This window comes from Halobacteriovorax sp. BALOs_7, from assembly GCF_003612895.1.
GTDB classification, from domain to species: Bacteria; Bdellovibrionota; Bacteriovoracia; order Bacteriovoracales; family Bacteriovoracaceae; genus Halobacteriovorax_A; species Halobacteriovorax_A vibrionivorans.
In genome coordinates, this window is the sequence record NZ_CP027772.1 from 1,012,632 (window position 1) to 1,025,727 (window position 13,096).

Sequence of the window (13,096 nt, forward strand, 5' to 3'; positions counted from 1 at the left end):
GTAAAGAATATGGATATTCGTCTTAAAACTTTCGAAGAATATGAAGCCGCTTATGAGCAGGCAAAGAATAACCCGAGTGAATACTGGGGAAAGATCGCAGAGAATTTTCAATTTTCTAAAAAGTGGCAAGATGTTACGTTAGGTGATTTTACTGATGGGGAAATTCGTTGGTTTAATGGTGCCAAATTAAATATCACTGAAAATTGTCTCGATCGTCATCTTGAAACAAGAGGTGATAAGAAAGCACTGGTCTATGTTGCTAATGATCCTAGTGAGAAAAATCAAGAATTCACTTATAAAGAACTTCACGCTCAAGTTTGTAAAACGGCAAATATGTTAGAAGAGCTTGGTGTAAAAAAAGGTGACCGTGTTTGTATCTATATGTCTATGGTACCAGAGCTGATGTTTACAGTTCTTGCTTGTGCCAGAATTGGTGCGATTCACTCTGTTGTTTTTGGTGGCTTCTCAGCTCAGGCCCTAGCCGGAAGAATTGTAGATGCAGAGTGTAGTGTTCTTGTCACAAATGATGGAGGACTTCGCGGAACTAAAGTCACTGAACTTAAGTCTATTGTCGATGAGGCCCTAGAAGAAAAAGACTGCTCTTGTGTTAAGAATGTAATTGTACACAAGCGTGCAAATAATGAAGTAACTATGCAAGAAGGGCGTGATCTTTGGTGGCACGATCTCTTTGATAAAGCTTCCGATAAGCACACAGCTCCTCAACTAGATGCAGAAGATCCATTATTTATACTCTATACTTCGGGGTCAACTGGAACGCCTAAGGGTGTTGTTCATACGCAAGCTGGTTATATGGTTTGGGCCGCTTATACTTTTGCCAATGTCTTTCAAGTTGATGAAGATGACACTTATTGGTGTACTGCCGATATCGGTTGGATCACTGGACACACTTATATTACTTATGGGCCACTTTTAAATGGTGCCACAACAATGATGTTTGAAGGTGTACCAACTTATCCAGATGCGGGACGCTTTTGGGATATCGTTGAAAAGAATAAGGTGACACATTTTTATACTGCGCCAACTGCGGTTCGTGCTTTAATGGCGTGTGGAGACGATGTTCCTGCTAAATACGACCTTTCAACTTTAAAGGTTCTAGGCTCTGTTGGTGAACCTATTAATGCTGAAGCTTGGCATTGGTATAATGAGCATATTGGAAAGAAGAAATGTCCAATTGTAGATACTTGGTGGCAAACTGAAACAGGTGGGATTCTTATTTCTCCACTAGCAGGGCTGACAAAGACAAAGCCTTGTAAAGCAACACTTCCTCTTCCTGGAATTGTTCCTGTTCTTGTTGATGATGATGGCCGTGAAATTGGTGAAACAATGGCCGAAGGAAAGCTATGTATTAAGCACCCATGGCCAGGAATGCTTAGAACTGTTTATAAGAATCATGAGCGTTTCATGAATGCCTATCTTAGAACTTATAAGGGGTATTATTTCTCTGGTGATGGTGCCAAACGCGATATCGAAGGTTATATGCGAATCACAGGACGCGTGGATGATGTTATCAATGTGTCTGGTCACCGTTTTGGAACGGCCGAGATTGAAAATGCTATCGGTAAGAATACGGCCATCGCTGAAAGTGCCGTTGTTGGTTACCCGCACGATGTAAAAGGTGAGGGGATCTATGCTTATGTTGTGACTGATTTAAAAGATGAGGCAGAAGTTACAAAACATATCAACGACACAATTATTAAAGAAATTGGTGCCGTTGCTCGTCCTGATAAGATTCAGATTGTTTCAGGTCTTCCAAAAACACGAAGTGGTAAAATTATGAGAAGAATTCTTAGAAAAATTGCTGCACATGACTTTAATAATTTTGGTGATACGTCAACTCTTCTTGATCCATCAGTTGTGGAAGAAATAAAAGAAGGCGTAAAATAAAGAAGACTCGTGCACAGATCAAAAAAGGTGTTATAATTTTCTTAGAATTTTGATATTGAGAAAAAAAAATGAGTAAGACCAATTTAACTGAATTTAAAGAAAAGAGGGTTGACCTTTTTAACTCTCTAAAAATATTTAATGAGCCTATTATTGAGACATTTGACAGTATCCTGGAAACAGTAGCGATACTTGTCAAATGTCCAATTGGCTTTATCTCTATTGATAATACACGTGATCAAATTATCACGTCTTCGTTTGGCGTCAATTCAAAAAAACTAAAGGTTTCCGACTCTCTTTTTCTAAATACAGCAAAGGGATTTGATCCCCTTATTATTGAAGATATAGAAAACGATGAAAGGTTTTCAATGAAGGCACAAAGAATAGATAATGAAAATTATCGTTTTTATGCTGGCTTTCCCTTGATCGTTAAAGGTAAGTATGTCCTTGGAGCGTTATCTCTCTATGACAAAGAACCAAGAAAGCTTACTGAGAATGAAGTACGACTGGCTTCTAATTTAGTAAAAGGTATTTCTCAATATATTGAAATGAGTAGCGAATTAACTATCAGTAATAAGTTTTCAATTATGATGGAGGAAATCCAGAGTCTTAATGTTGGAGTTCGTGGAAATCCTTTTGATCATTTTCAAAAATTTTTAGAAAAAGGTACAGCTGTTCTTGATCTCGAATATGGAATTATTAGCCATATTCAAGATGGAATATATAAAGTTATTGAAGTAACCGGACCTGACGAGCAAATTACCGTTGGATTTGAAGCTGAAGTTGAAAACACATACTGTGCTGAGGTTCTATCTCGAAAAGAGACAGTTGTTTTCTCAAACGTTGGTATGCATCCTAAGATGTGTTCTCATCCTGTTTATGTAAACATGAAGCTTGAATCCTATATCGGTGCACCAATTATCGTTAAGGGTAAAGTCTTTGGAACTTTAAACTATTCTTCAAGAATCATTAGAAAAAGTGGCTTTTCAAAAGAAGAGGTTAAGTTTGTCGAAATTCTTTCTCAGCTTATTGCTAAGAAAATAGAGACTTGGCAAGCTGTTGAAGAAAAACAGGAAGCTTTCGAAGAATTACAAAATAGTTTTAATAGGTTTCAAACACTCGCGGAACTTTTACCGGTAGGTGTATTTCTAACAAGTGCAGATGGTCTCGCCAAGTATCAAAATAAACGTTGGCTCGATTATGCAGGTATGAATAAAGAAGAAGCTCTCGGAGAAGGTTGGGTTCAGGCCATTGACTCTAACCAAAGAGAGGAGGTCGCTAAGAAATGGGCAGAAGCTGCTCTAAATGAAGAGGAATTTTACCTCAATATTGATTTTTGCAATGTGGAAACTGGCGAGGTGACTCGCACAAAAACTATTGCAACACCTCTTCGAAATCGCGGTGGAAATACGGCCGGTCATATTGGCGTAAACTTGGATATGACTAAGCAGGTTGAATATGAAAGAAGCCTAAGAGAGGCAACTAAGGATGCTCAAGAGGCCTCAAAGGCAAAGTCCTTATTCCTTGCAAATATGAGTCATGAAATTCGAACTCCACTCAATTCCATCGTTGGTTATGCTGATCTTCTTGCTAATTCACCTCTTCCTGCTGAGTATATTCAATATGCAAGTACTCTTAGAAGCTCAAGTGAAGTCTTATTGAATCTTGTAAATGATATTTTAGATATTTCTAAAATTGAAGCTTCTGCTATTTCCATCGACGATAGAAATTTCAGTCTAGTGGAACTCTTAGAAGGAGTTATGGATATCTTTGCTTGGCCAGCTAAGGAGAAGGGGTTAGAGCTTTCCTATAATATTGAAGATGGAGTTGAAGAATATTTTATTGGAGACTCGACTCGTATTACTCAGGTGCTAATTAATTTAATAGGAAATGCTATTAAGTTCACACAAGAAGGAAGTGTACGAGTTGTAATTAAAGAAAACTCATCTGATCTTCCTGGTAATATTCATTTTTCAGTTACTGATAGTGGTATTGGAATACCAGATGAAGTTAGTGAGAGTATCTTTAATGCCTTTGATCAAGGTGAAAAGTCAACGACTCACCAACATGGTGGAACTGGGTTAGGACTTGCTATTACAAAAGAGTTAGTTGAACTGATGGGGGGAGCTATCCATGTTTCAAGTAAGGTTGGAATTGGAAGTCAATTTCAAATTACATTGAATTTGAAAAAGGGGAGCATAGGCCCGCAGCAGTCTAGTAAGCATAAAAAAGAAGATGAATTACCAACGAAGTTAGAGAAGACTAAGAAGCTTAAGATTCTTCTTGTTGATGATGCTATTAATAATCGAAATTTAATTAACGTCTACTTGAAAAATGAAAACTTTGACATTGTTGAAGCAGAAAATGGTCAGGAAGCCTTTTACTTATTTAAGTATGAAGCTGATTTTGATCTTATTTTTATGGACCTTCAAATGCCTGTTCTAGATGGATTTGAGGCGATTAAGAAGATAAGGCAACTAGAAGAAGATAAGAAAAGAGTAAGAACTCCAATTATTGCTCTCACTGCTTTTGCTCTTAAAGAGGATATGGATCGTTGCTTTGAAATTGGTTGTGATGAATATCTAACAAAGCCAGTGAAAAAGAACAGTGTTCTAGAAGCAATAGATAAAATATTAAATAAAAATGGAAAATTATAATGAAATTTAGTGGCAAAATGGTGCTTGTTGTTGATGATGATGAACGTTTTATTCGTTTAATGAAGCTATACCTTGAAGAGCTTGATTTAATTGTTGAGTCATGTGAAAGCTTAAAAGAGACTTATGAAGTTCTTGATACCTATTCTCCTGACTTAGTTCTTCTGGATTTAAATATGACGAATGAGTTCGGTGGAGAATTCTTAGTTTTAAGAAATGAAAATAAAAAACTGAAAAAGATCCCTGTTTGTATATGTTCGGCCAACCAAGACTATATGATTGCAAAAACTGTTATTGACCTAGGTGTTAACGATTATATTGTAAAACCAGTTGAAAAAGATTTATTATTAAAGAAAGTATCTAAAATTTTAAAGAGAAGCGAAGTGTAGTATGGAATTTAAGCAACCAAATATTGATGAAGATTTAAAAGAGATTATTCCGGCATTTATAGACAATACTCAAGTAGACTTTGAAAAATTTCAATTGGCCTATGGTGATAAGGATGTGGAGGCCATGAAGCATGTTTGTCATACTATTCTTGGAACAGCTATTTCTTATGGCTTTGAAGAACTTGATGAGATAGTTAGAAATATCAAGAATCTAGTTGATGAAGGTGAGCTTGATAAAATTCAAGAACAGAATGAAGTATTTAAAAAATACATTGAGTTCATCTCTACTAAATTAAAGTACTAAGACTAGTATTGGGCGAATGAGTACCCAAGGCCAAAGTGAGTCTTAATATGATACTTATTAGACTTTACCTTCTTTCGTAAATTACTAATATGATGATCGATGGTACGGTCAGTAACATTTTCTTTATCTGCCCATACTTCATTTAAGAGAGTTTCCCTCGATAGAACGATATTTGGTGACATGGCAAAGTAGAGAATTAAACTATATTCAATTGTTGATAATTTAATTTCTTCAATACCGTCGTGTCCATCAAGAAAGAGCGTTCGATTAAGAACATTAAATGTTAGGTCTCCAATTGATAAGTCTTGTGAGTTATTTTGATTCTTTGAAACCTTTCTTCGAATTCTTGCAAATAGTTCAAGTGGCTCAAATGGTTTTTCAATATAATCATCAACTCCAAATTGAAAGGCCTTAAGCTTTGTGACAAGATCCTTATTTTGGCTAAGGATAAAGACAGGGATATTATTCTTATCAAAGATCTCACGCTTCTCCATAAAGAATGCAAGTCCATCTTCATCTTCCAGCTGGATATCAATTAGAGCAATATCAACTTTAACTTGCTCTAGGACCTTGTGAATATCTTTGGTGCCCTGATAACAGTGAAGCTTTTCATCACTATTTAAATAAACCTTAATGAGATTATGGATTCTAATATCGTCTTCAATCAGTAAGTAGTTCTTCATTCTTCTCTTCTTAGTAGTTATTGCTCATTCGAAGCAGCATAATTTTCCTAATCTCAAATTGAAAAACAGAAACAATACTGACTTAAGTTGCCGTAATTATTGAATTGTTATGGCTTCTCGAAATCTTGGCGATAACTGGCCCACAACTTCTTTATATTATGTCAAAAGAAATGAACTAAAGGAAGGATTTCTATGAAACTTGATGGAACATTTGATGTAAGGGCAAAGAAGCTGCAGGATCACAATAAGACAAAGATTAGGTCTTATCAAAAACGCGTCGTGATAGTTGATGATTGCCCAAAGATGACAAATTACTTAAAGCCAATTCTTGAGTCAGACTATCAGTTAGAAGTTATCACTTTTAATGATGAATACGAGGCAGTTGACTATATCACTGCCTATGATGTTGATCTGGTCATAATTGATATTAATCTTAATGATACTAATGGAATGAGTGTGAAGAGAGTCATTAAGTCATTAAGTAGTGCGGATATTTCATATATCTTTATATCTCAAGATGTGAATTACCGCTCGCTTGTTGAAAATAGTGGTGATGACTTTCCGGCATTTATTCAAAAACCTGTGGCCAGTGCAGTCTTAAAGAAGACGGTTTATAACCTTCTATATAGAGAATCTTATCAAAATATTGTTTAACTAATTTAAGAAGTGGAGAAAAAGTGAAGTTTGAAAGAGCAAAAACAGATTATGAACTTGTTGGATTACTTCCTGATTTCGTAAAGTATACAATTAGTGATTTTGAAAAATTGACCTTTGCTTACGGAGTGAATGACTACGTTAGCATGAGGCAGATATGTCACACGATCCTAGGCTCGGCCAGATCTTATGGTTTTACTCAGATGGATCAAATTGTGCATAAGATTAAGGATGCTGTTGTTGAAAGAGATAATCAGGGGATAAAGGTTTGGTATATTGTTTTTTCTAAGTATGTTGAATTTTTAAAGAAAGAATACTTATAAAAACTAACGATTTTACTTATATCTCATGTATAATGGAGCAATGAATAAGGCTTTTATCCATTTATTGTTTCTAGGCTTAACTATCTCTCTTATGAGTTGCTCTAAACCAAGTTCAAAAGAAACTATTGAAACAGTCATTCGTGAGACTTTCTTAGTTAATTTTGAAGAGACATTTAGTTACTATGATCCTGGCTTTGGTTCTCAGCAACAAATTGCGGACTATCGTGGCTTTGTAAAAGATGTCGTTACTTGGGAAAAGAATATTAAGAAGACAAAGAAAGAGGTACTGGAGTCAATTCAAGGACTTCTCTCATTCAAGGTTGTGGAAGTTAATGAAGAGGGAAGAAGTGCTACAGTTAAGGCCATAGTCATGGTTCCTGACTTTGATAATAAATTTGATATGCAAATTGCTTTATTAAGCCTTACAAGGCCACCTCTTATTTCGAAAAGAGCTCAGGCCAATGCTACAATTTTGAAGAATATCAAAGAGGGTGCATATACTCTTGAGCCAGTTGAGCTTACTTTCACTTTACGCAAGAAAGATAAGTGGAGAGTTTCAGGTGTATCAAATGTAAGAGGACTGTGGCGTTTTGAAAATTAGATCACTCTATCTTCTATTATCGCTTTTCTTATTTGGGGCCATTTGTCACAATTCAGCAGGCCTACATAAAGACCATTCTAATTTCACTAAGACTAATAGTTCAATTTCCCTAGATCTATCTGTTGAGGAAGCTGAGTTAAGTGAAGAAGAGGTCGATTTTGATCATCCTCAATTTATTAGTAACTATAACCTTCAATTAGTATTCATAGACATATTTATTGTTAATGAGTTTTCACAAACACACTTCCTTCAAAGACATCTTGGAGGTCACTCCGGATTAAGCCCACCATACCATTCATTTTCATAAAGAGTTTAAATTAGTCATTTTAAAATTATGGAGAATGTATGGAAAATACAACAGATGTTAATACTGTAGAAGTAAAGAACTTTGAATATGAAGGAAGAACAAGTAACTATAAGAGTAGTAATGAAGAGGGAAGTGATTTAGGTCTCTATCTAATCCTTATTCTCTTTGTAGCAGTCTTCTTTGCTGTGATTTTATTTCAAATGTATTCTTAAATAGAAAAAGGGGGCAATCGCCCCCTTATTTCTTGCTAGCTTATTTAAAAATTAGAATAGCATCTTCATCATTTGAGTCTTGATCTCTATTTGGATCCATGATGAGGTCATCATCTTGGTCTGTTTGATCTTGATTATCATTTGAATCTGATGGATAAGTTGGTTCTGTCGGCTCTGTCGGCTCTGTAGGCTCAGTAGGTTCTGTTGGCTCATCCATCTCATAAACAGGAGTTCTGTTGATGTATTCTGGTCTAAAACCATTATCTACTGCAATTTGAACTAATTCTTCATACTTTGCTTCATCAATTTCTCTGTCGCGAGTTAAGATGAAAAGAGTATTACGATCTCTATCTCCTACGATAGCTTCTGTATAATTCTCATCAAGATGAATGATCTGATAGTCTCCAGCTCCAACTCCAAAGTATCCAAGAAGAGGAACAAAGCTAACCTTAAGTTTCGCATTTGAAATCTTATCAGCGACTTTTGCATAGGCCTTGTCAACTTTCTCTTCACCATTTGCTAGCTGGCAAGAGTTCTTTACTCTAACGCGGTTATGCTTAAACTTGTATTGTGCTTTAGTTCCCTTACATCTTAAGTTAAAGAAAGCATCGTATGCACCTTGTTGGTACCAAGTTCCTAAATATTGCTCAAGATTAACATATTCTACTGTTTGAAAATTATTAAGAGGAAGCTCTTCTGATGGAACTAAAACTTCATTAATTTCGTGAACAATAATATTCTTATCAAATCCCTTTAGAGTACTAAGACGAATGGCAAGATTATTAAGAATAAATTCTTCGCTATCTTGATCCACAAGAATGACACGGCCATTATAAGTCTTTACTTGCTTATCAGCTCTTAGATCCTTCTTTGTTAAGCGCCCATAGCCAACGTGATACATTAGAACTTTTCTTAGCTCTAGTGGATTGGCAAGTAGGTACTCTACTGTATCAGGTGGAAGCTTTGCAAAGGCCTGGTCGTTAGGTGCAAAGATTGTGATATCTTCGTCTGCATTAACAAGATCATCTAGACCTGCTAATTGAGCTGCACTGATGAAGTTTCTAAAACGTCTCGTGTGCTTCATTGCAGTCATTGTTTCTGTTTTTGATAATGTCGTGTTTGAATTTCTTTTTGTTTGCTTAGCAGTGGCCGAGTTAAAAAAGAAAGGTAGTACTGTTAATAGTAGTACGAGTTTTTTCATTGAATCCTCCCAAGTTAATGGAAGAGAATGTAGCTTTATTTTAATAATTTTGAAGTTTAAGATTGGTTAAGAAAGGTAAGAGAAAAGTTAAGGGCCTTGTAATAGGCCCTTAATATGCAATTAAACGTTTGCTTTAATAAGTTGAACCTTAAAGATTAACGTTGAGTGTGGAGGAATCTTAGCTCCTGCACCGTGCTCACCGTAAGCAAGTTCAGATGGAATTGTTAATTCCCAAGAATCACCTTCTTTCATTAGTTGAAGCGCTTCTGTCCAACCTTTGATTACGCCACCAACTGGAAATTGGATTGTTTGTCCTCTTTGGATTGATGAATCAAAAATCGTTCCATCAATTAACTTACCTTCATAGTGAACTTCAACTGTTGAGTCAGCACTTGGAGTTGCACCGCTTCCGCTTTCTAGAACTTTGTATTGAAGACCTGATGCCGTTGTTGTTACACCTTCTTCACTCTTATTCTTTTCAAGGTAAGCACGACCTTCTTCCGCTAGCTTATTTGCAGCTTCAGCAAGTTGTCTTGCCATATGCTCTTGAAATTCATTCATTGTTTTTTGTGTTTCTTCTGCTGAAAGTTGGCTTTCTTCACCTTTCATTGCTGACGTAACAGCATTTGCGAAGATTTCAGAATTGATTTCTATTCCTTGAGCAACAAAATCAGATCCAATTTGACGACCGATAATGTAACTTACTTTTTCCATATGAGTTTCCATAAACACCCTTTGTTTGTTTAATTGACAGTATTGAAAAGGCACCATAGCACTTAATGGAGGATGTGTCGAAAATTTGAGCTATTGTCGCATTGTTCCGTTTGCGGCACCACCAGGATACCAACAAATCGGCCGCTCGATATTTAGAATTCCATGGATCATTGTGTCAAAACGGCATTGTGAATCTGGGTAATAGGATGCATCGGTATTAAGCTCAGTTGCAACTTCATTAGAGAAGTGATCGAAGTAGACTTCATCTCCTGTAGTCTTAAAAAATGCCTGATCGGCTTCCATGGCCGTTAATAATCTAAGGCATGTATTTGAGTTGTGCATAATCTGATTTGAGCAAATTGATTCATACGTTGGATTACTATTGATCTCACGTAACTCATTTAAATACTTAAAAACTATTGGTAAACACACCTTTGTGGCAAAGTAGTCAGATTGTCCCTCTGTTGTACTACCTGAGCTCTTAAAGGGTTCTCCTCCAATACCGTGTCCGATTTCATGACAGCCTGTAAGGGCAAGGCCATCTGGAGTCATGCCTGAAAGACGAGCAAAACCACCCATTAAGTAAATGCGATGCTCTATTTGATTCTGATCATTTTCAACTTTTACATATGAAGCGTGAACCATGTCGATATCCCACCAATAGGTGTCAGCATTGGGGATACCTGGGATTGGTAAGTTAATTTTTAAAACTTCATTTTGAGAAGGGGCCAATTCGCTATATGCTTGATAGAGGGCCTCTTTTACTTGTAGAAATTCATCTCTTGTCACACTTGCAAAAGATGAGCTTGCTAAAAAGACTAGGGCCACTAAGAGAATGAAATTTTTCATATATGCTATGTACTAAGATCTAAGAATTAGAGCAAGTGAGATGGTAAAAAAGTAGAGTATTAGGAGGAGTGATGTATCACGAAGTACTTGATTTTTGGTTCGATGAATTAAGTGATGAACAAAAATGGGTCAAAGATCCTAAAGTTGATCATGAAATAGAGAAGCGCTTTGGTCGTCTTCACACTATGGCCGCTAAAGGTGAGCTCTTTGAGTGGCGCCATGAGCACTTAGGGCGTCTTGCTGAAATCATTCTCTTAGATCAATTTTCTCGTAATATTTACCGCGACGATCCTCGCGCATTTGCCAGTGATGACATGGCCTTAGTATTGGCCCAGGAGGCCGTGGCCCAGAAAACCCATGAAGGCTTCACGCAAAGAAAGAAACACTTTCTCTATATGCCCTTTATGCACAGTGAATCCTTAGTGGTTCAAAAAGAAGGACTGAAGTATTTTGAGGAACTAGGAAGTGAGCAGGCCCTTAATTATATGCATCAGCATATGGCCATTATCGAACGCTTTGGTCGCTACCCACATCGAAATAAGGTCTTAGGTCGACGCTCAACAGATGAAGAAAAGAAGTTTTTAAAAACACCTGGCTCAAGTTTTTAACGTATAACCAAAATATCTTCAAGGAAGAATGCCGATAGTTCACTTCGTCCACTGAGATTCGACTTTTGATAGATTTTTGTACAATGTTGCTTGATTGTTTTTTCTGCTGTGGAGCGAATATCTGCGATCTCCTTGATACTTAAGCCTTTTAACAAAAGTAGGGCGATATCCTTTTCTGACTTGGTCAGATTCCAGTCATCCAATTGTTCATTGATTTTGTCAGAAATTCCTTCTGAGAGATTCTTTGTTTGTTCTTTAAAGTTTTGTAAGTCAGTTTTCAACTTTGATACGTTTGCACTTATCCTAATATTCTCTTTCTTAATAAATAATAACTTAAACCACAAATATGCAGCTCCGATGAAGCCAATGATCATGATGATGGCCTCTTCAAAGACATGTTCAAAACTTGCCCCTTCATGGAGGTCCTCGTAAATGTCAAAGATAAGAAAAATTGAAATGGTTAGGAAAAGAAGCCCTGTTATAAGGCGTTCACGTTTATTTAACATTGGATTAGGACCTTGGTCTTATATATTTGTAACATCTTGTTTTTACATATTTTATTTGGAAATAGGACGTAAGTCCAGTTACAAAAATTTACTTTTGGAGCGAATCTATATGCACGAAGGAGGAACAAATGACTCGTATTGTTCATATGGAAACGCTTAGACCAGACTACACTTATTCAACACAGGAAATTATGGAGACTGCTGATCGTATGTGGTTGAAAGATGTAGATAAGTTAACAAGAAGAAAGGCCCTAAAGATTCTTGAGGGTGCAAATATTGACCAAAGAAGTATTGTGGTGGATTTAGAGACAGTTTTCTCAGACTTAAGCTTTGAAGAGAAGAATAATATCTACAAAGAGAAAATGATTGAGTATGGAAAAAGGCTTCTTAAGCAAACATTTGAAAATAGTGATGTGGATCCATCGCAAGTGGATTATATCATAACAACAAGTTGCACTGGTTTTATGATTCCATCAGTGGATGCCTACTTGGTAAATGAGTTTGGAATGAAGCCGGGGGTGGTTAGGCTACCTGTTACTGAAATGGGTTGTGCAGGTGGAACTTCGGCCCTTATTTATGCAGATAACTTTTTAAAATCAAATCCTGATAAAACGGCCCTTGTCTTAACAATGGAGATACCAAGTATCACATTTCAAAAGGATGATCTTGATGGGGCCAACCTTGTTTCAACGGCAATTTTCTCAGACGGCTTTGCTTGTGCTGTCTTAAAAGGTGGGGAAGGAAAGGGCGCCCATATCATTGATAGTGATATGTACCACTTTAGTCACGGTGAGTATCTCATGGGCTTTGAGCTTGTTAACTCAGGTTTAAAGATTGTGCTTGATAAGGATGTACCTTCCGCAATTGAAGGAAATTTTGAAGATATATTCCTACCTTTTTTAAAACGCAATGGACTTGAGATTGAAGATATTGAAAATTATATGTTTCACCCAGGAGGAAAGAAGATTATTCAAATGGTGGAAAATTATATTTCAGACTACCAAAAGGATATCTCTGAGTCTCGTTGGGTCTTAGAAAATCATGGCAATATGTCCAGTGCTACTATTATGCATATTCTTCATAAGGTAACGAGTGAGCGCACAATTAAAGAAGGTGAACGTGGTTATATGCTCGCCTTTGGCCCTGGATTTATGGCCCAGAGTATTTTGCTCGAGTGGAGGTAGCCCAC

At 36.6% G+C, this 13,096-nt stretch carries 16 protein-coding genes; 11 read left to right on the forward strand and 5 right to left on the reverse strand.

Translation table 11 applies throughout. The features are described 5' to 3' along the window. The first annotated feature begins 9 nt into the window (after positions 1-9). The 4 genes from acs (at position 10) to BALOs_RS05020 (ending at position 5,249) form a co-directional block, all read left to right on the forward strand. Positions 10-1,905: an acetate--CoA ligase gene (gene acs / locus BALOs_RS05005; protein WP_120404481.1), complete on the forward strand. Its 1,896-nt coding sequence runs from the start codon at positions 10-12 to the stop codon at positions 1,903-1,905. A 68-nt stretch (positions 1,906-1,973) separates the two neighbouring features. Next, positions 1,974-4,559, forward strand: a complete 2,586-nt coding sequence (locus tag BALOs_RS05010; RefSeq protein ID WP_120404482.1) for a GAF domain-containing hybrid sensor histidine kinase/response regulator — start codon at positions 1,974-1,976, stop codon at positions 4,557-4,559. Further along, a complete protein-coding gene (locus BALOs_RS05015; protein ID WP_115360859.1) occupies positions 4,559-4,945 on the forward strand; it encodes a response regulator in 387 nt (128 codons plus the stop codon). The genes BALOs_RS05010 and BALOs_RS05015 overlap by 1 nt, the downstream gene beginning before the upstream one ends. Before the next feature lies 1 nt (position 4,946). Further along, on the forward strand, positions 4,947-5,249 hold the full coding sequence (locus BALOs_RS05020) for an Hpt domain-containing protein (RefSeq protein WP_115360857.1): 303 nt from the start codon (positions 4,947-4,949) through the stop codon (positions 5,247-5,249). 2 nt (positions 5,250-5,251) lie between these two features. Here BALOs_RS05020 and BALOs_RS05025 read toward each other — a convergent pair whose 3' ends face one another. After that, positions 5,252-5,932, reverse strand: a complete 681-nt coding sequence (locus BALOs_RS05025; protein ID WP_115360855.1) for a response regulator transcription factor — start codon at positions 5,930-5,932, stop codon at positions 5,252-5,254. A 192-nt stretch (positions 5,933-6,124) separates the two neighbouring features. Here BALOs_RS05025 and BALOs_RS05030 point away from each other — a divergent pair, with 192 nt between their 5' ends. Genes BALOs_RS05030 through BALOs_RS15165 form a run of 5 tightly spaced genes read left to right on the forward strand, consistent with a single transcriptional unit; the run spans position 6,125 to position 8,029 of the window. Further along, positions 6,125-6,586, forward strand: coding sequence for a two-component system response regulator (locus BALOs_RS05030; protein ID WP_115360853.1), 462 nt, complete (start codon positions 6,125-6,127; stop codon positions 6,584-6,586). A gap of 23 nt (positions 6,587-6,609) precedes the next feature. Continuing rightward, positions 6,610-6,909 carry an Hpt domain-containing protein gene (locus tag BALOs_RS05035; RefSeq protein WP_115360851.1) on the forward strand — a complete coding sequence of 100 codons (300 nt, stop codon included), beginning with the start codon at positions 6,610-6,612 and terminating at the stop codon, positions 6,907-6,909. A 40-nt stretch (positions 6,910-6,949) separates the two neighbouring features. Continuing rightward, positions 6,950-7,510 carry a hypothetical protein gene (locus BALOs_RS05040; RefSeq protein WP_120404483.1) on the forward strand — a complete coding sequence of 187 codons (561 nt, stop codon included), beginning with the start codon at positions 6,950-6,952 and terminating at the stop codon, positions 7,508-7,510. After that, positions 7,500-7,817 carry a hypothetical protein gene (locus tag BALOs_RS05045; protein ID WP_115360847.1) on the forward strand — a complete coding sequence of 106 codons (318 nt, stop codon included), beginning with the start codon at positions 7,500-7,502 and terminating at the stop codon, positions 7,815-7,817. The genes BALOs_RS05040 and BALOs_RS05045 overlap by 11 nt, the downstream gene beginning before the upstream one ends. Before the next feature lie 38 nt (positions 7,818-7,855). After that, entirely contained in the window at positions 7,856-8,029 is a 174-nt protein-coding gene (locus tag BALOs_RS15165; RefSeq protein ID WP_158536826.1) for a hypothetical protein, read from the forward strand. Between the two features lie 40 nt (positions 8,030-8,069). On the opposite strand, the gene BALOs_RS05050 is transcribed toward BALOs_RS15165, so the two are convergent. From BALOs_RS05050 to BALOs_RS05060, 3 genes are all read right to left on the reverse strand, one after another. After that, positions 8,070-9,230: a lipocalin family protein gene (locus BALOs_RS05050; protein ID WP_120404484.1), complete on the reverse strand. Its 1,161-nt coding sequence runs from the start codon at positions 9,228-9,230 to the stop codon at positions 8,070-8,072. Between the two features lie 120 nt (positions 9,231-9,350). Next, positions 9,351-9,944 carry an FKBP-type peptidyl-prolyl cis-trans isomerase gene (locus tag BALOs_RS05055; RefSeq protein WP_240406490.1) on the reverse strand — a complete coding sequence of 198 codons (594 nt, stop codon included), beginning with the start codon at positions 9,942-9,944 and terminating at the stop codon, positions 9,351-9,353. 90 nt (positions 9,945-10,034) lie between these two features. Further along, positions 10,035-10,793: a hypothetical protein gene (locus BALOs_RS05060; protein ID WP_115360841.1), complete on the reverse strand. Its 759-nt coding sequence runs from the start codon at positions 10,791-10,793 to the stop codon at positions 10,035-10,037. A gap of 71 nt (positions 10,794-10,864) precedes the next feature. Between BALOs_RS05060 and BALOs_RS05065 the strand changes: the two genes are divergently transcribed. After that, a complete protein-coding gene (locus BALOs_RS05065; RefSeq protein WP_120404486.1) occupies positions 10,865-11,401 on the forward strand; it encodes a DUF924 family protein in 537 nt (178 codons plus the stop codon). Here BALOs_RS05065 and BALOs_RS05070 read toward each other — a convergent pair. Then, a complete protein-coding gene (locus tag BALOs_RS05070; protein WP_115360837.1) occupies positions 11,398-11,907 on the reverse strand; it encodes a helix-turn-helix transcriptional regulator in 510 nt (169 codons plus the stop codon). The genes BALOs_RS05065 and BALOs_RS05070 overlap by 4 nt on opposite strands. A 128-nt stretch (positions 11,908-12,035) precedes the next feature. On the opposite strand from BALOs_RS05070, the gene BALOs_RS05075 reads away from it, so the two are divergent. After that, complete coding sequence (locus BALOs_RS05075) at positions 12,036-13,091, forward strand: type III polyketide synthase (RefSeq protein WP_115360835.1); 1,056 nt, start codon at positions 12,036-12,038, stop codon at positions 13,089-13,091. Positions 13,092-13,096: the final 5 nt, after the last annotated feature.

Bases quoted from the DNA above. Each gene is read 5' to 3' on its own strand.
- BALOs_RS05065 (WP_120404486.1), top strand. From the start codon at position 10,865: ATGTATCACGAAGTACTTGATTTTTGGTTCGATGAATTAAGTGATGAA.
- BALOs_RS05020 (WP_115360857.1), top strand. From the start codon at position 4,947: ATGGAATTTAAGCAACCAAATATTGATGAAGATTTAAAAGAGATTATT.
- BALOs_RS05010 (WP_120404482.1), top strand. From the start codon at position 1,974: ATGAGTAAGACCAATTTAACTGAATTTAAAGAAAAGAGGGTTGACCTT.
- BALOs_RS05055 (WP_240406490.1), bottom strand. From the start codon at position 9,944: ATGGAAAAAGTAAGTTACATTATCGGTCGTCAAATTGGATCTGATTTT.
- BALOs_RS05030 (WP_115360853.1), top strand. From the start codon at position 6,125: ATGAAACTTGATGGAACATTTGATGTAAGGGCAAAGAAGCTGCAGGAT.
- BALOs_RS05015 (WP_115360859.1), top strand. From the start codon at position 4,559: ATGAAATTTAGTGGCAAAATGGTGCTTGTTGTTGATGATGATGAACGT.
- BALOs_RS05025 (WP_115360855.1), bottom strand. From the start codon at position 5,932: ATGAAGAACTACTTACTGATTGAAGACGATATTAGAATCCATAATCTC.
- BALOs_RS15165 (WP_158536826.1), top strand. From the start codon at position 7,856: ATGGAAAATACAACAGATGTTAATACTGTAGAAGTAAAGAACTTTGAA.
- BALOs_RS05070 (WP_115360837.1), bottom strand. From the start codon at position 11,907: ATGTTAAATAAACGTGAACGCCTTATAACAGGGCTTCTTTTCCTAACC.
- BALOs_RS05050 (WP_120404484.1), bottom strand. From the start codon at position 9,230: ATGAAAAAACTCGTACTACTATTAACAGTACTACCTTTCTTTTTTAAC.
- BALOs_RS05060 (WP_115360841.1), bottom strand. From the start codon at position 10,793: ATGAAAAATTTCATTCTCTTAGTGGCCCTAGTCTTTTTAGCAAGCTCA.
- acs (WP_120404481.1), top strand. From the start codon at position 10: ATGGATATTCGTCTTAAAACTTTCGAAGAATATGAAGCCGCTTATGAG.
- BALOs_RS05075 (WP_115360835.1), top strand. From the start codon at position 12,036: ATGACTCGTATTGTTCATATGGAAACGCTTAGACCAGACTACACTTAT.
- BALOs_RS05040 (WP_120404483.1), top strand. From the start codon at position 6,950: ATGAATAAGGCTTTTATCCATTTATTGTTTCTAGGCTTAACTATCTCT.